The 17,614-nt window shown below is 60.8% G+C and carries 13 protein-coding genes and 1 pseudogene; 5 read left to right on the top strand and 9 right to left on the bottom strand.

Annotated elements, in window-relative coordinates; all coding sequences use genetic code 11:
* Nucleotides 1-65 precede the first annotated feature (65 nt).
* The 4 genes from QCM77_RS27870 to QCM77_RS27855 form a co-directional block, all read right to left on the bottom strand.
* Nucleotides 66-1,283 carry an NAD(P)/FAD-dependent oxidoreductase gene (locus QCM77_RS27870; RefSeq protein ID WP_279685722.1) on the bottom strand — a complete coding sequence of 406 codons (1,218 nt, stop codon included), beginning with the start codon at nt 1,281-1,283 and terminating at the stop codon, nt 66-68.
* 126 nt (nt 1,284-1,409) lie between these two features.
* The gene (locus tag QCM77_RS27865) at nt 1,410-1,718 is read right to left on the bottom strand and encodes a hypothetical protein (RefSeq protein ID WP_279685721.1); all 309 of its coding nucleotides are present in this window, start codon (nt 1,716-1,718) and stop codon (nt 1,410-1,412) included.
* 100 nt (nt 1,719-1,818) lie between these two features.
* Entirely contained in the window at nt 1,819-2,769 is a 951-nt protein-coding gene (locus QCM77_RS27860) for a helix-turn-helix domain-containing protein (protein ID WP_279685719.1), read from the bottom strand.
* Between the two features lie 18 nt (nt 2,770-2,787).
* On the bottom strand, nt 2,788-3,741 hold the full coding sequence (locus QCM77_RS27855; protein ID WP_279685718.1) for a helix-turn-helix transcriptional regulator: 954 nt from the start codon (nt 3,739-3,741) through the stop codon (nt 2,788-2,790).
* Nucleotides 3,742-4,156: 415 nt separating this feature from the next.
* Here QCM77_RS27855 and QCM77_RS27850 point away from each other — a divergent pair, with 415 nt between their 5' ends.
* Entirely contained in the window at nt 4,157-5,137 is a 981-nt protein-coding gene (locus QCM77_RS27850) for an AraC family transcriptional regulator (RefSeq protein ID WP_279685759.1), read from the top strand.
* A gap of 57 nt (nt 5,138-5,194) precedes the next feature.
* On the top strand, nt 5,195-6,127 hold the full coding sequence (locus QCM77_RS27845) for a helix-turn-helix domain-containing protein (protein WP_279685717.1): 933 nt from the start codon (nt 5,195-5,197) through the stop codon (nt 6,125-6,127).
* Between the two features lie 8 nt (nt 6,128-6,135).
* On the opposite strand, the gene QCM77_RS27840 is transcribed toward QCM77_RS27845, so the two are convergent.
* From QCM77_RS27840 to QCM77_RS27830, 3 genes are all read right to left on the bottom strand, one after another.
* Entirely contained in the window at nt 6,136-6,993 is an 858-nt protein-coding gene (locus QCM77_RS27840) for a catalase (RefSeq protein ID WP_347882397.1), read from the bottom strand.
* A 1,598-nt stretch (nt 6,994-8,591) separates the two neighbouring features.
* A complete protein-coding gene (locus tag QCM77_RS27835; protein WP_279661850.1) occupies nt 8,592-9,788 on the bottom strand; it encodes a diaminopropionate ammonia-lyase in 1,197 nt (398 codons plus the stop codon).
* Between the two features lie 161 nt (nt 9,789-9,949).
* Nucleotides 9,950-10,429 carry an Lrp/AsnC family transcriptional regulator gene (locus QCM77_RS27830; protein WP_279685716.1) on the bottom strand — a complete coding sequence of 160 codons (480 nt, stop codon included), beginning with the start codon at nt 10,427-10,429 and terminating at the stop codon, nt 9,950-9,952.
* A gap of 282 nt (nt 10,430-10,711) precedes the next feature.
* Between QCM77_RS27830 and QCM77_RS27825 the strand changes: the two are divergent.
* From QCM77_RS27825 to QCM77_RS27815, 3 genes and pseudogenes are all read left to right on the top strand, one after another.
* A pseudogene (locus QCM77_RS27825) lies at nt 10,712-11,928 on the top strand (MFS transporter).
* Nucleotides 11,929-11,983: 55 nt separating this feature from the next.
* The gene (locus QCM77_RS27820) at nt 11,984-13,258 is read left to right on the top strand and encodes an ArgE/DapE family deacylase (protein WP_279661852.1); all 1,275 of its coding nucleotides are present in this window, start codon (nt 11,984-11,986) and stop codon (nt 13,256-13,258) included.
* A 68-nt stretch (nt 13,259-13,326) separates the two neighbouring features.
* A complete protein-coding gene (locus QCM77_RS27815; RefSeq protein ID WP_462804355.1) occupies nt 13,327-14,343 on the top strand; it encodes a TRAP transporter substrate-binding protein in 1,017 nt (338 codons plus the stop codon).
* Nucleotides 14,344-14,916: 573 nt separating this feature from the next.
* On the opposite strand, the gene QCM77_RS27810 is transcribed toward QCM77_RS27815, so the two are convergent.
* Together QCM77_RS27810 and QCM77_RS27805 are read right to left on the bottom strand one after the other, a co-directional pair.
* On the bottom strand, nt 14,917-16,551 hold the full coding sequence (locus QCM77_RS27810) for a CocE/NonD family hydrolase (protein ID WP_279685713.1): 1,635 nt from the start codon (nt 16,549-16,551) through the stop codon (nt 14,917-14,919).
* Between the two features lie 124 nt (nt 16,552-16,675).
* Nucleotides 16,676-17,494: a creatininase family protein gene (locus QCM77_RS27805; protein ID WP_279685712.1), complete on the bottom strand. Its 819-nt coding sequence runs from the start codon at nt 17,492-17,494 to the stop codon at nt 16,676-16,678.
* Nucleotides 17,495-17,614: the final 120 nt, after the last annotated feature.

Here is a 17,614-nt window from a genome sequence, read left to right as displayed (position 1 = left end):
CTGGCTGGTCTTGTTTGGGCAGGCCGCGCAGCCAGCGCGGAGCGCGGCCTGCTTCGCGCGATGGTCTAGAAGAAGCCGCTTACATCGCCGACACGCTCCGGATCGGCCGAGGCAAGGGCGGCGGCACGCTCGGCCTTCGGCGGATATATCCAGACGGTGTTGATCTCCTGCTTGGTCTTCTTGGCGGTGTCGCCGGCCATCGTCACCTCGCGCTCCCAGCCGCGGGTGAACACCGCGTCGGCTTCGCCGAGGTCGAGGCAGGTGACGTATTTCTCCTGGTGGTAGCGTTTGGTCGGAACGCCGAGCAGTTCCGCGGCGGCGTTGTGGCCGGCAAAGGCGCCCATTCGCGTGGCGTGCTGGCACGACATCAGCGCGAAATTGCCGTCATCGTCGCAGGCGGCGCGGGCGGCATCGCCGGTGGCAAAGACGCCGGGTACCGACGGCACGCGCAAATCACGGTCGACCAGCAGCCGGCCGGAATTGTCGCGCTCGGCGGGTACCTGTGCAGTCAACGGAGCCGCGCGAATGCCGGCCGCCCAAATCACGGTCTCGGTCTCGATGTGTTCGCCTGAGGTCAACGTGACGCCCGATTTGTCGAGCGAGGCGACACCGGCACCGAGCCGGGTCTCCACGCCGCGCTTGTGCAGGGCGTCCTCGATGAGCGGGCGGGGGCCTTCGCCCATGGCGGGAGCGATCGCGCTGTTGCGGTCGACGATGATGACGCGCGGCTTGACGTCCTTGCCGAAAATGGCGCGAAGCCGCGTTGGCAACTCGGTAGCCGCCTCGATGCCGGTGAACCCGCCGCCGGCCACGACGACGGTGTCCCGCCCGTTCAATGCCGGCCGGTCGGCCAGGCCATGCAGGTGCCGGTCGAGGGCAATCGCATCGTCGAGCTGATCGACGCTGAAACCATGTTCGGCAAGGCCCGGGATATTCGGACGAGCCAGCCGGCTGCCGGTGGCCACGACAAGCCGATCGTAGGACAGGCTCTTCTTCGCACCCTTGGCGGCGACGATTCCCACCACGCGGGACTGGGTGTCGATCGTCTCTGCGCTGCCTTGCACATAGACGACGTCGATGGCCTTGAGGACATCCGTGAGAGGCGCCGTCAGGGTCTCGGGCTTCGATTCGTAGAGCCTGGGGCGGACCACGAGCGTCGGCTCCGGCGATACCAGCGCGATCTTGAGTTCTTCGGGCGAAACGCCCTGGATGTCGCGCAGGCGCGCGGCGGAAAGTGCGGCGTACATGCCGGCGAAGCCGGCGCCAATGATGACAAGTCTCATGTGACTACTCCTCTGGTTTGACTTCTCGAACCCACGCGCGCGTCACCGTTGCCGCTCCCGCATCCGGGGATGGCTTGTCGTGATCGGTGACGACGCGAAAGACGTGAAACGAAAATTGTCGCGCGCTTACGGAGCGCTGCAGTCCGGCGTTAGCATCGTTGGACGTTCGCAGGAGGCGTGACAGCCGCGCGAGGTCATCGACCGGGCGAGCTGCAGGGTGATCGGCTCACTGGCCCTCAACGGCCAGCCATCGCGCATGACGGAGGTGCCGTCTCTGGTGACGATCGACGTCGTGGCCAGGGTCGGAATTTCGACTTCCTCGCCCGTTGCCGAAGTGAAGCGCACGCTGAGTGACAGTCCGTACACCAGCGCGGTCGCGATGACCCTCCGTCGCGGTACGATTGCAAGGAGGGCGACACAGTGCTTCCAGGCCATTGTTCGTCTCCGTCCATTGTCGATGTTCGATAACGCAAATCTACGGGATCGGAGCTGCGGCCGCGCCAGCGCGATTGACGCGGTTGCAGAGAGATTGCTGTTAACGCATGCGACGACGCCATTCGCTCGGGGTGTCGCCCGTCAGTTTCTTGAACGCCGCCGTGAACGCGGTTTGCGAAGCGTAACCAAGCTCTGCGGCCACCAACTCGATTGATGCGTCGGTATCGCGCAGCATGCTCATGGCCCTCTCGAGCCGCTGCTGGCGCAGCCAGGCGTGAGGCGAAAGCCCGGTGCTCTCCTTGAAGGCGCGGCAGAAGTGGAAGCGCGATAGACCGGCGTCCGATGCCAGCGCGGCAAGCGATACGTCAGCATCGCTGCCCGAGCGCAGGCGTTCGATCGCGCGACGCAGAGCATGAAGAGACAGCCCACCGATGGCCGGCTCGAACGTCGTTGGCCTGCCGGTATGCGCAGCCAGGAGACGCGTGGCCAGGAGATCCGTCAATTGATGTCTGAACAGGGCATCCAGGGACGAATTGCCGTCCAGCACATCCGCCGCACTCATCAGCAGGCTTGATGTGATGGCGTCGGGATACCCCGTCCGTTCCAGGAGATCGCCGGGAGCGAATGCGTCGGCTTCGCGGGTTACGCGTTCGAGTGTCGTGCGCGGAAGATAGAGCTGGATGACATCGACAGGGCCGGGAATATCCCATTTCGCGCTTGAACCCGCCGGAATGATCGTCACGACTCCGGGACGCGCCGTTCCAGTTGCCAGCGATTTCCCGGTGCGCCGCTCCAGACGCTGAACGCCCGTGGGGTAGGTCATGATGACGTGGTCGGTCATCGGCTCGACCACGTCATGCAGAGCCCCGTGCTTCCAATGCGCGATGGCGCCATTGGTACGGTCTGACGCCATCTGCAGCGGCGCGGTCTTGAGCACGCGCGCCATCTCCACTTCGGCGGCGTGCCGCTGGGCGGCCGGCGACCCGTCGTGGTGCGCAGCGGGTGCGCCAAGCAGAGCCTCCAGGGGATCGTTCACGATCGGTTTCTTCATGAAGCTATCCTCGCGTTGCTACCGCGCGCCTCGTCGCCAATCGGTCGGGGTTTCTCCGGTCAACCGCCTGAAGGCGGCCGCGAATGCCGTCTGCGAGGCATAGCCAAGCTCGGCCGCCACCGACACGATCGATGTATCGGTGTCGCGCAGCATGTTCATGGCTTGCTCGAGGCGGTATTGCCTCAGCCATGCGTGAGGAGAGAGCCCGGTACTTTCCTTGAAGGCGCGACAGAAGTGGGAGCGCGACAGGCCGGCATCCGAAGCGAGGGCTGCAAGCGAGACGTCGGCGTCGCTGTCCGAACGCAAGCGTTCGATGGCGCGAAGCAGGACGTTTGGCGAAAGCCCGCCGATGGTCGGCTGGAACGCGGTGGGCGAGGCGGTGTGCGTAGCCAGCAGGCGCGTCGCGAGCAGGTCGATGAGCTGATGCCTGAACAGCGTATCGAGGGCGGAGTTGCCCTCCAGCCCGTCGGTCGCGCTCAGGAGCAATCGGGATGTAACGGGGTCGGGATGCCCGGTTCGCTCCAGGAGATCGACCGCAGTGGCCGTGTCGGCTTCGCGGGCCACGCGCGCGAGCGTTGTGGTCGGCAGATAGAGCTGAACGACGTCCACGGGTTTCGGAATATCCCACCGCGAGCTTGACCCTTCCGGAATAATGATCACGGCTCCGGGACGGAACGTTCCCTTCGCAATCGATCTTCCGGAGCGCCGCTCCACGTGCTGCACCCGGCCATTGTAAGCCATGATGACGTGGTCGCTCATGGGCTCGACGACATCGTGTAACGGGTCATGTTTCCAGTGGGCGATCGCGGCCCCGGAGGGGTCGAGTGCCATGCGGACCGGTTCGGTGTGGAGGACGCGCGCCATCTCCGCGTCGGCGGAACGCTGCTCGGCATTCCGCAATTGGCGTTGGCTCGCGCTGGACGCGGCCGACGGATTTTCATGCGCAGAATCACGCGAGATCGGTTCGCTCATGGAGATGCGCCTTCAGAGGAGATGTGCACTCGCGTCGCCGGGGTGACTTGTGGGCTGGCGTGAAGCCATCGTTTCCCTGTGCGGTACCGTTGGGCGTCGCGAGTTTCTCCACGGCGTTCTAGGCGCGTAGAACTACGGGGTCTTTCCCAAAACGGCCGCGCCTTTTCTGAATCTGCTCAAAGCGTGCCGGCGCGCCCTTTATGTGAAGGGAGGCGAAGGTCCGCAGTCAGGTGGGTTTGATATTGAAATCGCTTCCAAAATCGCTTTGTGACAGTCACGGCCGCCGATGCTCACAATCGCGTTTCGCGCCGCCGCCAACCTAGACCTCCGCACCCGGATACCTGATAATGCGCCGCGAGATGGTGGCGGCAGCGAGGGGGCGGCCCCGATCAAACGCTGCGAATGGTCCGAACAAATGGCTCAGGCAAGCACCTTCGGACAGAGGGTCAGGCAGCAGTTGCGCCTGAGGGACGCGCCGCCCTCGCTGATCACGCGTTCACTGCGCGGCATCGACCTCGCGGTCACCGAAACCCAAGATGATAACCCCGTGCCATGCCGTTCCGGCTCGGTGGCGGACGAGGCCTATCTCGTCAGTCTTAAGCTTCACAATTACCCGGACTGCGAGCTCTGGGACCATGGCAAGTGCGTTACGAAGGTCGATGTCAGAGCCGGTACAACATATCTGTACGACCTCAGGAGCGATCCGGGATTTATTATCGACAAGCCGTTCCATTCCCTCCAGTTCTATCTTCCGCGTTCAACACTTGACGAAATCGCGAGGGAATCCCGCGCGCCCCGCATTGGTGATCTCGCGTGCCAGTTCGGCTTCGGCCACGACGACCAGGTCATGCGTCATATCGGGGCAGTGCTGTTGGAAGCACTGAGTCGGTCGGGCGAGGCCAACCAGCTTTTCATCGACCACATGATGCTCGCGTTCACCGCGCATATCGCCCAGGCCTATGGCGGGCTGCAAAGCATTGCCGGACCGGCGCGCGGCGGTCTTGCGCCTTGGCAGGTAAAGCGAGCCTGCGAACGGCTCGACTCGGACCTCGGCGGGACGCTTTCATTGCAACTGATCGCGGCCGAGTTTGGCCTCTCGGTCGGTCATTTTTCGCGCTCGTTTCGAATCTCGACCGGCCTGCCGCCGCACCAATGGCTGCTGCGCCGGCGCGTGGAGGCGGCCAAGCAGTTGATGACCACCGTGCGGGACCTGCCATTGTCGGAAATTGCGATATCGGCCGGCTTCGCCAATCAAAGCCACTTTACGAAGGTGTTTTCGGAGCAAGTCGGCGCCAGCCCCGCGGCATGGCGCCGCGAGGCAGTGGCGACTCCGAAGGTGATATGTGATCACGGGCGGTCCCGGACGGCTGCTTCGTGCTCATCGCAATGGTCGTGACCTTTGGTTGATCATGATCACGCGTTCCGTGCAACTCCACTCAAAGGGGTGGTGCGTATGAAATCGTCAGGTTTCTACGGTCAGACCGTGAAGCGGTTTTTTCATCTGGAGCAAGAACCGGTTTCGTTGATCACGCGTTCGCTTCGTAACGCCGAGATAGCCGTTACTGAGACCCGGGATGATGCGCCCGCTGAAGGCGTCTCCGGCGAGATGGGCCTTCAAGATGCCAATGTTGTCACCCTGATGCTTTACGATGACCCGAATTGTGAGACCTGGGAGCGCGGCAGGCGTGCGATCAAGGCCGATATCCGTGCGGGTGCAACATATCTGTACGACATGAAGAACGATGTGCGCTTCATCATCAACAAGCCATTCCACGCGCTCCATTTCTATCTTCCGCGCACGGCGCTCGACTCTATCGCTGAGCAGTCCAACGCACCGCGCGTGGGTGAACTCCCCGCTCAACTCGGTGCCGGTCATGACGACCCCGTCATCCGTCATATCGGTGGGGGGATCCTGCAAGCTTTGCGCCGGCCAGATGAGACCAACCAGCTCTTCATCGATTACACGATGCTCGCATTTACCGCGCATGTCGCGCAAACCTATGGTGGGCTGCGAACCATCCGTGCGCTGGCTCGCGGCGGTCTTGCCCCATGGCAGGTGAAGCGCGCCTGCGAACGGCTCGACTCCGACCTCGGCGGGACGCTTTCATTGCAACTAATCGCGGCCGAGTTTGGCCTCTCCGTCAGTCATTTTTCGCGCGCGTTTCGAATCTCGACCGGCCTGCCGCCGCACCAATGGCTGCTGCGCCAGCGTGTGAACGCGGCCAAGCAGTTGATGGCCGCGCGAGACCTGTCGCTGTCCGAAATTGCGATCTCGGCCGGATTTGCCAATCAAAGCCACTTCACGCGGGTGTTTTCGGCGCAAGTCGGCGCCAGCCCCGGGGCATGGCGCCGTGAAGTGCAGGTCGCCAGGGAAAGCGAAAGCTGATCATGCGATCAGCGGCGCCGCGCCCGTGAGATCTGGTAGGCGGCGCGGCGGACCGCAAAGATCTCGTCGGGGGGATACCCGATGCCTTCGGCGAGGGCCGCCGGATCGAAGACGTATGCATCGCGCGCTTCGATTGCGGTGATCACGATTGTTCCGAGGCGCACCGTGTCCCGGCGATCCTCGTCCGGCCATCGGATCGTGACATCCAATATGGGGTCCCCGGGACGGCCGAGGACCGCCATCAGGCTGAACCGGATATCGCGTGCTGCGATCCGGCTTTCCAGATCGTCGTGCAGGAAGTCTCCGGGCTTCGTTTTGGCGTCTTCCGTCGGGGCAGCCTGGTTGCCCACCGGGACGACCTTGAACTTGATGAACTGTGTCTCGTCACTCCGATTTGTTGCGGGAAAGGCGTGGACGGCCCAGTAGGTGGTATCGGCAAAGCTCGCGGGAAGCGGATGGGCGGCCACATACCTTGCCTGATGCGACGACTCGGGATTGGCGGTGGAGAACGCCTTGAGTTTCTCCGGATGAGGCCTTCCGTCGGGTGCGGGCATGCGCGCGGCGAGATACGCCAGCGTCTGATCGAGCGTCCTCGCATAATGAACCGGAGCGCTCTGAGTGAGGATGTCGGAGCAATGCTCGGCGTCGCCCAGTCTGAAGCTGAAGCCGCGCAGCATGAGATTGGCCTCTGGTCCACGGGGAGCGCCGTCCACCGAGAAGCGCGCCAGCACGCGTGATGGTCTTGTGAAACTCCGGGACTTTGTGACCTCGTCGGCTCGATCCGAGGGGATGTAGGTCCCCCGGACACAGCGGCCGCTGGCAAAGCTCGCGCGTGCCTTTGGCGAAGCACCGGCTATCGCTTTCATGGCGTCGACGATCGACGCAGGCCTGACGACTGGGGACCGGGTCATTGCGATCCTCCGGCGTCTTGCCGAAGCGGCCACGCGCGGCAGCCTCTCGGGCTTTGAAAGACAATCCGCTGGGCCGGCATCGGCCTCCACCGCCTGCAGAAGATCGGCGCCCCGTCCCCGGTTATGGTTGAAACCAAGTGATGGTGTATGTGAGCCGGTTGCACCGGAATCGTCGATCCGTCCGCCGTCGAGGTGAAACGAACAGTGGCTGAAAGCGCGCACATAAAGGTGGTTCGAAGGACTCTCGGCCGTGATGCGAGTGTTGCAGATTGGCTGACGAGGCTTTTCCAGGCCATCATTGTCTCTCCTGCCGTTGCTGGCGGCGATACATTGATGATAGTGAGCGCGCGCGGCGCTGCCCCAGAGCGATTGATCCCATTGCAGGGGGATTGCTGCCAGGTGAGTGTCGTCAGAAATGGCGCCGCCCGTGGACGGGGCCGGGGGCTTCTTTGCCTATTCAACGAACTTCCTGGTCGACGTCGGGAACGCGATCGTGAGGCGACCAAGGACGAAGGGCCCCCGTTAAATCGCAACGTGAACTGGGTGTCGATACCGCTGGCAGCGCCTCAGGGTTTGAACTTTGCCTAGGCCAAGTGGATCGCGCATGAATCGCCGCTGTTCGCATGCTCCGAGATGGCGACATTGCGAGGTTACAGCCCTTTCTGTCCGGGACAATTTATTTCGACAGAAAAGAAATCTATTGCGGGTTCAATGCAGGTTGAGTGATCCGTTTGTCGGGATGACCTTGATTTTCCTACGAAATCACACGCCTCTAAATCAGTCGCTCCGTCGGAACCGTGAATTTTAGGTCGACACACGGGCGTGCGTGGACCGGGTAAGAACGGCGGCTTCTGGCGGGCTATCAAGGCGCGAGGTCGGGAGTTAAGCTGCCCTCCAGTAAGAGAACAGCGCCTCCACACTAGTGGGTTTTAGGCTGTAGCGGTCTACTGACTCGAACCCCCGACAGATCGCAGCGGAGTGTGACAGTCTAACACGCGGCGCGGGACCGCTTGTCTTCGGCGCTTGGTCAGTGAATTTCGCTCCAGCCCCATCATGCGCCCCTAAGATTATCTCTGCCTCGCTGAGCCGTTCTTCTTCAGGAACGCCGCAACGAAACCGCAACGAATTAGGTGAAACGACCGTGAACAAAACGGGACGGAAACGACCGCGGCATCAAGAAATATCAATAGCTTAGAAGATACTCACTGCGTTCGGGACGCAGGGATCAAATCGCAACTTGGACCGAATGTCGGTATCGGTGGTTGCGCTAGCTGTCGTGTTCCCCGCACCGCTCAGGCCGACTGAGGTGCGAGCGCATCAAAACCAAATATCTTGGTTTGGAGAAGAGGTACTGAACGCGCATGCGGAAATCGGCGACGATGGCGTAAAAATAGGACAGGTCGAACATAAGGCTTGCGAAGATTTACGCAGTGGAAAGCTTTCGCGTGGCAACGCGGCGCATCATAAAATCTGCCGATGGATCGAATGTGAGAAGTCGACGGCCATGAAAACTTTGATGTTTGTCGTCGGACCGTGACGCGATCCTGACATTTCTAGGCAACTTTTCCGACGTGATCTGGCGCAAGGCCGGTCAGGCGTAAATAGAGTTCGCGATCCGTCGCGCCTTCAGTATTGATAACGAAGATCCGCGAATTGCCGCTTAGTCCGATCTTCGCTCTTGCTTCGTTGTTCCGGGCAATACGAATCAGGCCAGCAAGACCGACGCCACCACTCTCGCCGGCAACGATTGGCGGATCCCCGAATGCTGGGTATGCGAGACGCTTCATCACATCGATGGCATCACTCTCCTCGATGGTCATGAATGCATCGGCAACTCGGGTCAGAATGCGCCAAGCGACGAGCGATGGCTCGTAGCACTCGAGCATGGCCATTACCGTCGGCTCACGTTGGTCGATCTTTACGGGGTGACCTGCTCGCGCCGTTTCGTAGACGCATGCGGCGCGGTCAGGCTCCACCACCACGACCGTCGGACGCTCTTTGCCGAGGACGATGGCAAAATGGCCCGCCAAAGCGGCCGCGACGCCCCCGACGCCCGCCTGAATGAAGAGATGTGTCGGAGGATCGGGCATCTGACGCAATGCCTCGCTTATGATGGCGGTGTAGCCCTGCATGACGAGGCCGGGAATCCGTTCATAGCCAGGCCAGGATGTATCGGAAACCACGATCCAATCGCGCTCTGAGCATATGCGTGACGCTTCAGAAACCGAGTCATCATAGTTTCCATCGACGCGGATGATCTCCGCGCCATAGCCGGCGATGGCAGCGACACGCTCAGCGCTGACCCCGGAATGGACAAAGATCACGGCTTTGGTTCCGGCGAGTTGAGCTCCGTGCGCAACCGATCGGCCGTGATTGCCGTCGGTCGCGCAGGCGACGGTCATTCGATTGGCAGTCTCTCGTACGTCAGTACTGTTCAGTTCGTTGATGCCGACCGGTCGCCCCAGACATCGAGAGGCCGCTTCGAGAACAAGACGTATCACCGCATAGGAGCCCCCCAGAGCTTTGAAGCTGCCAAGCCCAAGACGGAGGCCTTCATCTTTGATCAAGATATCGCCGACACCCAACTCAACGGCGAGATTATTCAATCGATGGAGTGGAGTCGGCTCGTAGTTCGTGCGGCGCACGAGGAAGTTTTCGACTTGATGGGCTGCTGCGATACTCAACGTGTCGGCATCCGCGGCGTCAAGACTTGTGTTATGCTGCGGATGTTCGTTTCGGATCAGCTTCAAGGGATGTCCCGGTGGATTGAGGCTTGGCAGTCCAAGGCCTGGTGGGTATCCTGGCATTCTATTCCATCCCGTTCGCGCATTGCGCCCGTTTTTAAGGCGTCATTCGCGCGTTTTTTGCAAATTGGGAGTTCTCTGCAAGGATTTCTCGCAGACGAACTCCCTCACGGATATTCCTGTTCGCCGAGCAACACAACGCTGCCGGTTTTGACACGGCGCATCGAAACGAAAGTTCGGAAGCTCTTGACGTTACCAGCATCGAAGAAGAGCTCGCGGGTGAGGGCGTTATATTCGTCCATGTCCCGAACATTGAAAATCAGCACAAAATCGACCTCTCCCGTCACGTAGTAACACTGCTGTACCTGCGGACATTCGGCGAAGCGTTTCCGCATGTCATCGAGAAGATCCAGGCGCTCATTTTCGCTGGCCACCTCGACAATAAGGGTCAGCGGTCGTCCGACAGCACTTTGGTCGACGATGCTGACATCGGCAGTGACGATCTTTGTCTCGCGCAGCCGCTGAATTCTTCGAGCGACCGCCGCAACGGAGAGTCCAACCTCGTCAGCAATCTCACGATGTGGCCTGACGTTGTTACGCTGTCGCAGGATTCGCTTGTCTGCTGCGTCCAACGCCGGTTTCGCCATGATCGATGCTCTCTGCGAGAATTCTTTGCGCCCTTGGCCCGAAGAAAGAGCACAAATTGCACCCGTCTTGCAATATTCAATCACCTGTCGGATCGAAACGGCAGCGTCGCTTAGCGATTGCCCCGACTCTTCGGAAGTCCGATGGCAAAGACCGACGAGGCCTAAGCAGTAAATGCGACAGAATGGGAGAGCATCGTGACACAGCTGTCCACCAGAGGTTCGGTCACGCCGACCTCGATTTCCGTCGATACGAATTCAGGTCTTCTCGCCTTCTACAAGGACATGACAACACGGGAGCGCCGGACCTTTTGGGGGTGCTGGACGGGATGGGCCTTGGACGGGCTCGACTTCATGATCTATCCGCTGGTCGCCGGGACGATCATTGCGACTTGGCAGGTTTCGCCGGGAGCCGCGGGTCTTGCTGTAACGGTGACATTGCTGGCGTCGGCGGTTGGCGGTTGGTTCGCCGGCTCCCTTGCCGATCGCATCGGGCGTGTCAAAACGCTGCAATTGACCATTCTGTGGTTTTCATTTTTTTCGCTCCTTTGTGCTTTTGCTCAAAATTTTGAACAACTGCTGGTCGCTCGCGCCCTGCTCGGATTTGGCTTTGGCGGCGAATGGGCGGCTGGCGCGGTCTTGATGGGGGAGACGGTCCGAGCCCAATACCGGGGTCGTGCCGTCGGATCGGTTCAATCAGGCTGGGCGATTGGTTGGGGAGCCGCTGTCCTTGCCCAGGCGATCCTGTTCACTGCGCTTCCGCCGGACCAGGCATGGCGCTGCATGTTCGCACTTGGTGCACTTCCCGCCTTGTTCGTTCTCTATCTGCGCCGCAATGTGCAGGAACCGGAAGTCGCGGTTCAGGCGCGCGGCAAATCTGCGGAAGTCGGCGAGACGACCGGCGCACTCGACATCTTTCGAGGCGGGCTTCTCAAAACAACAGTTCTCGCCTCGCTCCTTTGTGCCGGCTGTCAGGGCGGCTACTACGCCATCACTACCTGGCTTCCTCGAGTTCTGACAACGGAGCGGCACCTCTCCATTGTTGGATCCACCAGTTACCTCGCCACACTCATCATCGGCTCCTTTGCTGGATATCTGGTCGGCGCTTGGCTTGCCGACCGGTTGGGACGCAGGCCTCTGTTCATCATCTTCTCCATGGGTGCGATCGCGGTGATTGTTACGTACACGCAGGCGCCGCTGCCCGACGACATTCTTTGGCTCCTCGGCTTTCCGCTGGGCTTCTTCGGCTCGGGCTATTTTTCTGGAATGGGCGCGTGACGGAGTTGTTCCCGACGCGGCTGCGCGGATCGGGGCAAGGATTTTGCTACAATTTCGGCCGCGGCGTCGGAGCGCTTTTCCCAGCGATTGTCGGTGCCGTTTCGTCATCGATGCCGCTGTCGGCCGCAATCGCGGTATTCGCCTCCGCCGCGTATGGAATCTTCTTTCTGGCGGCGCTCGCTCTGCCGGAAACCAAAGGCAAAGTGCTCCAAGCCGACAATTGATCAGATTTATTGACAATCATAAGCCTCGAATACGGTCCGAACTGGAGTTTCCAAGATGAACAAAAATGGTGAGCGAGCCAAAATTTTGTCGGCGGTCGACGCCAACAGCGACAAGGCAATCACGCTCTTGCGAGATATGGTGGCGATTCCCAGCGTTACAGGCGACGAGGGAAGGATCCAGCGCTATCTAAACGAGGTGCTGAGCCGCATGGGTCTCGACGTCGATATCTGGGAGACGGACTGGAACGAACTGAAGAAGCATCCCGGTTATCGTCCTGTCGAACGGGGTTATGAGGGGCGCCCGAACATCGTGGCGCGGCTTGCCGGCAGCGGCGGCGGCAAGTCTCTCCTCCTGAACGGGCACACCGACGTCATCCCGGTAGGAGCCGGAGAAGGATGGGACGAGAATCCGTGGTCCGCCTCCGTCAGGGACGGCCGCATATACGGTCGAGGGACCGCCGACATGAAGAGCGGCGTGGCGAGCCACATCATGGCTGTGCAAGCGCTTGGAGCGGCGGGAGTCAGGTTGAAGGGTGACGTCCTGATCAACATCGTGATCGATGAGGAGGTGAGCGGTCACGGGACGCTGGACACTGTCATCAGGGGCTATAGCGCCGACGCTGGTATTTCAGGCGAGACCAGCGATCTGGCGATTCAACCCGCTTGCATCGGACGGATCTGGTTCGAGATCGAGATCCTCGGCAAGCCCGCGGGCATTCAGAAGCGATACCAGGGCGTGAGCGGGATCAGCCTCGGTAATAAGATCGCGCAAGCCGTCCAAGAATTGGAAGACCGGCGCGTTGCGACAGTGAAGCACCCGCTCTATCCGAACGCATTGGATTCGCTTCCCTGCATGATCGGAAGTTTCTCGGCCGGAAATTACCCGAGCGCCTTCCCGACCAACTGTCTGCTGAAGGGCAGCATCGGAACGGTGCCCGGCGAAGACCACGAAGGTGTCAAGCGCAGCCTTGTCGAGCAGGTCGCCGCCGCGGCCGCCAAAGATCCCTGGATGAAGGATCACCCGCCAAAGGTTCGTTTCGTCGGCTACGACGCTGAAGCCTCGGAGATCCCATCGGACCATGGCATCGTTCAGACATTGCAGCGGAACTACCGTGAGATCGTCGGGCGCGAGCCCGAATTGAGTGGCCGTCAAGGCGCTGCCGACACGCGATTCCTGAACAAGTACGCGGCGACACCAACCGTGATCTTCGGCCCCGGCTCGACGGCCGTGATGCACTCCGACAACGAATACGTTTCAATCGACGACTACCACACCTCGATCAAGGTCCTGGCCCTGAGCATCTACGACTGGTGCAACACGGAGAAGTAGTTCCGATGCTGATCTCAAAGATTCTCGGAAAGCTGCCGTTCCTCAATCCCCTGGTCCGCCGGAGTGTCATGATGGCCCGCGCCGCCGCCGCCGCTTTGCCGTTCCTTGCAGCCCCCGCGGCAGCCCAAACAATTTCGCAGCAAGCGAGCTCGCACCAGGTCATATCCGAGCCGGTGAGATGGCAGATGGCCACCGAGTACCCGCAAAGCAATATTTCCGGAGTTGGGCTTGCTACCTTCGCCAAGCTTGTCTTTGAACGCACGAACGGCTTCGTGACGACGGTGAACGCCTTCGATAATGAACTCAGGATCAGCTCCGGCGAGATGCTGCGAGCCGCGCAGGAACGACGGATTGCAGGCGCCGATGCATTTGCCGGCCCGCTTGAGGCGTCCGATGCCATATTCGGGCTAGCATCGCTGCCGTTCGTCGTGCAATCCATCGACGCGGCGAGGGCTGTGAACGCCAGGGCCCGCCCGCTGTATGAGAAGGCGCTGGAGGCGCGTGGCCTCAAGCTTCTCTACATGACCATTTGGCCCTCGACGGGTGTGTGGTCGGATCGGCCACTCGGCAGCGCTGACGACCTGCCTACATTGGCCATAAGGACGTACGACTATAATTCGGCAGAGGTGATGCGCGCAGTGGGTGCGACGGCCGAATACTTGCCCTTCAACGATGCGATCGCGAAGGTAAGGGAGCACAAGCTGAATGCCATCCTTACGTCCGGCGATGGCGGGGCAGGACGAAAACTCTGGGACTATCTGCCGTACTTCACGCCGATCAATTATGCGATTCCGATTTCACTCGCGTTCGTAAGGACTGACACATTCGAATCTCTCCCGAAAGAAATTCAAGATCAGGTCGCTCAGGCTGCCGCGGAGACGGAAAAGAGTCAGTTTGAGCTCTTGGCAAGCCGCACTGCCGAGAACTACGCGCGAATGCGCGCAAATGGTGTCAGCATCGCGGAGCCGGCGCCCGCTACCGTTATCGCCGCTCTGAAGCGGGGGGCGGCTGCTCCGATTGCGGCTTGGAAGGCCAAAGTGCCCGTCGAGGCGGGCGCAATCGTAGACTGGGCGGGTCGGCAATAGAGGTGGCCCATTTCCGTCGACGAAACCGACAAACCGTCATTCTGACAACGAGAAATTCCGCAACGATCTCAATGGGCCAAAAACGCCGAAAATGTCAGAATGACGTTTGAAAACACTACAAGATTTCCTGACCTCCAAGCTGAATACAATGTGGCTGCTGTCTCAAATGGCGACCATCACCGAATGTCGGTATCGGTGGTTGCGAGTCCAGGATTTGAGCCTGCTCGGTAGGCGAAAAACCCATTTTCTGGCCGTAGCTCAAATGGTGGGTTTTGGCCCCGGAAGGTCGAAAATGCTTTATTGTTCAATGGAGATTGACTGACATTCTCTCCGCCATTTGTATGATCTTCTGCGCCAAACTACGATTTCGTGCGATTTTGTGCCGTGAGATGCCAGCGTCGGGGAATTGTTTCGGCTGGTGTACGGTCAACATTCGAGCGATGCCTTTCGTCCCCGAACCCTTCCCAAAAGCGGCTGCATGCTTGTCCAAGCGAGCACACCCCGGCTTGATCAGTCCAATGCAAGGGAGAGCCTTCGATGGGTCCCACTGAGTTGCTGAAGCGCCGAGAGTCCTCAAGAAACAAGCAACTGGAATCCATCGGAATCGATTTCGACGTCGCCCCCAACAGGCAGGCGTAGAAGCGATCGCCGCGATGGGCCATGATGGACGGCAATTGTGGTCACGACAGCATGTGTCTTCGGGGTGCTCACCGGATCTTCGCCCGTGCCCGGATTCACGGGGTACGCCGGGTAGTCCGCGCCCGCGACGGAGAGACGCAACCGATCACCCCTCCTGGACGTCGTGCACGTCGTGGTTAGCTTCAGTTTGTATCGACCGGCGGTCGCGACACGATAATGCGCATATCCGCTCGAGATCTGAAGTACCCTTCCGTCAGAAGTGACGAGTGAAAGGACGCAGCAGAGATCAAAGCTCGGACGGTCGCAACTCACTTCGAGCTCGACCTCGGGTTCGCCGACCACCTCGATCGCGTCTTCAAGAGCGTTTGTTGTGAAAGTCAGAACATCGCCGCGTTCATCGGCGACCCGGCGATCGACCGGCCCCGCCGGAACGCCATAGTAGCCTCCGACCGTCGGTGCGGGCCGCCAGGGATCATGCACGATATGCTCGACGTCGTCCTCCGGGTTCGACCGAGGACCGAGAGTGCCGTCCTCAACGTCCATGGCTGCTCGACCCGTCCCGCCCAGAAAGAGCGCCCACGTGTCATCAGGCCGAGCCTGGTGCTGTCGCCATGCCTTCAGCCCCATGTCGAACAGCTTGGTCCTATGGCGTTCCGCTTCATTTGGTATACCCTTGAGAACGTGGTCAAAGAACCGGATGTGATCGACGTCGACGTTGCGTTGCGCGTCCGGACCAAAGTCGACCGCGCCCACCTTGCGGGTCCACGGGAAATGGATCCAGGGGCCGACAATGAGCCGCGTTTTCTCGTTGCTGCTTGCAAGGGCCCGGAAAGATTCGATCGTGGCCGGAAGGAAAGGGTCGAACCACCCGCCGACGAACAGCATTGGAAGTCGGCGGGCGCGAATGGCCTCGACATATGTTACCGGCGAGATGCTGTCCCAATACGGTGAATCGGGCGGCGTCTCGAGCCAGTCCATGACGTGCGAATAGTGCCGATACTTCTGAAGCAGCTGTGGCATTGCTGCGATTGGCCCGCTAAGCGGCAAGTTGCTTCCCGCCGCTTGCAGCGCGCTGAAGGCCGCGTCGTCGCCCGCGCGCCGTGCGGCTTCGGCCGTAATCTGGATGCCCCAGCCGATCATGTGCTTCATTTGCAAGGCGCCGTTCTCATAGGCCCAATGCGCGGGATTCCACGGACCCATCGCCGGCGCCAGGGCTTTCAGGGACGGGCAGTCTCCCGCGGCCGCCAGCAGTTGGTTGTAGGCTTGATAGGAAAAGCCGTACATTCCGACGTCGCCATTCGCCCCGTCGAGGCGGGCCGCCCATTCGACCGCCTCTGCGCCGTCCTCGACTTCGGTTTCACCGGGGCGGAATGTCCCCTCTGACGTGCCGCGCCCCCTGACATCCTGCACCACGACGATATAGCCATGCGAGGCGTACCAGGCCGGGTGAGCGTAGCAGATGCTGCATGCAATGCGCCGGCTGTAGGCTTGACGCTGGAGCAGGACCGGGTATGGCCCTGGCGCCGCCGGGCGATAGACATCCGCATCGAGCCGCGTGCCGTCCTTCAACGTCAATGTCTCGACCTGGGGTGAAAGGACGGATAGCCGGGAAGACTGTGCTGACATCTGCTTAGACTTCCGTCGAAGTGAAGTTATGGATGTGAAGGACTTGCTGCCGCGGAGCTGCTGGTGTCTACGACGCAGCGTCCGCGGACGCCTTGATGCGTGTGAGCGGATACTTGTCGATCTCGGCGATCAGCTTGATCAGACGACTGGCCGCGCGATCGATTGCCTGCCGGCCGCGCTTGTCGTCGGCGAGGGCTGCATTGCCGCAGGCGCCCTTGGGATTGATGTCCTGCATCTGCCAGCCGAATCCGACCGCTTGGCTCTCCGGCATCAGGATTTCGCATTCCGTCTCCATGGTTTGGGACAGGGACCGGAAATCCTCGGCAAGGGTCATGTCGACAAGATCGGGATGGAGATAAAGCATCGCGCTGGTCTCGATTTCACCCGCATGGATTCCATGTTTGCGTTCGGTCGGAGTGAAAAGGTCGGACATGTCCGTGAAGCGCGACCATTGCGAGGAGACGGCGAGCATTCCCAACTTGACACGGAGCTCGCGGCAGACGATCTCCATCACCTGCGGCTGCCCACCATGTGAGTTGACGAAGACGACCTTGCGGACCCCGGCTCTGTGAACGCTTTCGCAGACCTCGTACCAGAGGCGTCCGAGAGTTTCCGCTGACAGCGTCAACGTGCCGGGAAACGCGGAATGCTCGTTCGATTTCCCGATGGACATGGTTGGTAGGATCAGCGCCGGAAAGTCGTCGGCCATCCGCGCAACTGCGTGCTGCATGATGCCGTCGACGATGGCGGTGTCGACGCGGACGGGCAGATGCGGTCCATGTTGCTCGACGGCGCCGACCGGAAGAACAGCGACGATCTTTTCCATGTCGAGGTGACGGAAGTCCTCGGCAGAGAGGTCCCACCACCAGTGCGATTTCAGCTTCATCTCGGTCACTTTCCGTTTTGGCCGCCAGCGTGCATGATCGTGCTCTCGCGCGCCGAGTCCGTGGGGTCGGCGTGGCGCTGATCAATGTCGGATATCGGCAGCGACGTGAAAAGTGCTTAA

Source organism: Bradyrhizobium nivariense (assembly GCF_029846695.2).
GTDB lineage: Bacteria > Pseudomonadota > Alphaproteobacteria > Rhizobiales > Xanthobacteraceae > Bradyrhizobium.
Note: the sequence above shows the minus strand (reverse complement) of the source record. Positions and strands in the feature narration are given on the sequence as shown.

What these genes read in the sequence shown, in the direction of transcription:
- QCM77_RS27870 (WP_279685722.1), bottom strand. Translation starts at nt 1,283, where the DNA reads ATGAGACTTGTCATCATTGGCGCCGGCTTCGCCGGCATGTACGCCGCA.
- QCM77_RS27865 (WP_279685721.1), bottom strand. Translation starts at nt 1,718, where the DNA reads ATGGCCTGGAAGCACTGTGTCGCCCTCCTTGCAATCGTACCGCGACGG.
- QCM77_RS27860 (WP_279685719.1), bottom strand. Translation starts at nt 2,769, where the DNA reads ATGAAGAAACCGATCGTGAACGATCCCCTGGAGGCTCTGCTTGGCGCA.
- QCM77_RS27855 (WP_279685718.1), bottom strand. Translation starts at nt 3,741, where the DNA reads ATGAGCGAACCGATCTCGCGTGATTCTGCGCATGAAAATCCGTCGGCC.
- QCM77_RS27850 (WP_279685759.1), top strand. Translation starts at nt 4,157, where the DNA reads ATGGCTCAGGCAAGCACCTTCGGACAGAGGGTCAGGCAGCAGTTGCGC.
- QCM77_RS27845 (WP_279685717.1), top strand. Translation starts at nt 5,195, where the DNA reads ATGAAATCGTCAGGTTTCTACGGTCAGACCGTGAAGCGGTTTTTTCAT.
- QCM77_RS27840 (WP_347882397.1), bottom strand. Translation starts at nt 6,993, where the DNA reads ATGAAAGCGATAGCCGGTGCTTCGCCAAAGGCACGCGCGAGCTTTGCC.
- QCM77_RS27830 (WP_279685716.1), bottom strand. Translation starts at nt 10,429, where the DNA reads ATGGCGAAACCGGCGTTGGACGCAGCAGACAAGCGAATCCTGCGACAG.
- QCM77_RS27820 (WP_279661852.1), top strand. Translation starts at nt 11,984, where the DNA reads ATGAACAAAAATGGTGAGCGAGCCAAAATTTTGTCGGCGGTCGACGCC.
- QCM77_RS27815 (WP_462804355.1), top strand. Translation starts at nt 13,327, where the DNA reads ATGATGGCCCGCGCCGCCGCCGCCGCTTTGCCGTTCCTTGCAGCCCCC.
- QCM77_RS27805 (WP_279685712.1), bottom strand. Translation starts at nt 17,494, where the DNA reads ATGAAGCTGAAATCGCACTGGTGGTGGGACCTCTCTGCCGAGGACTTC.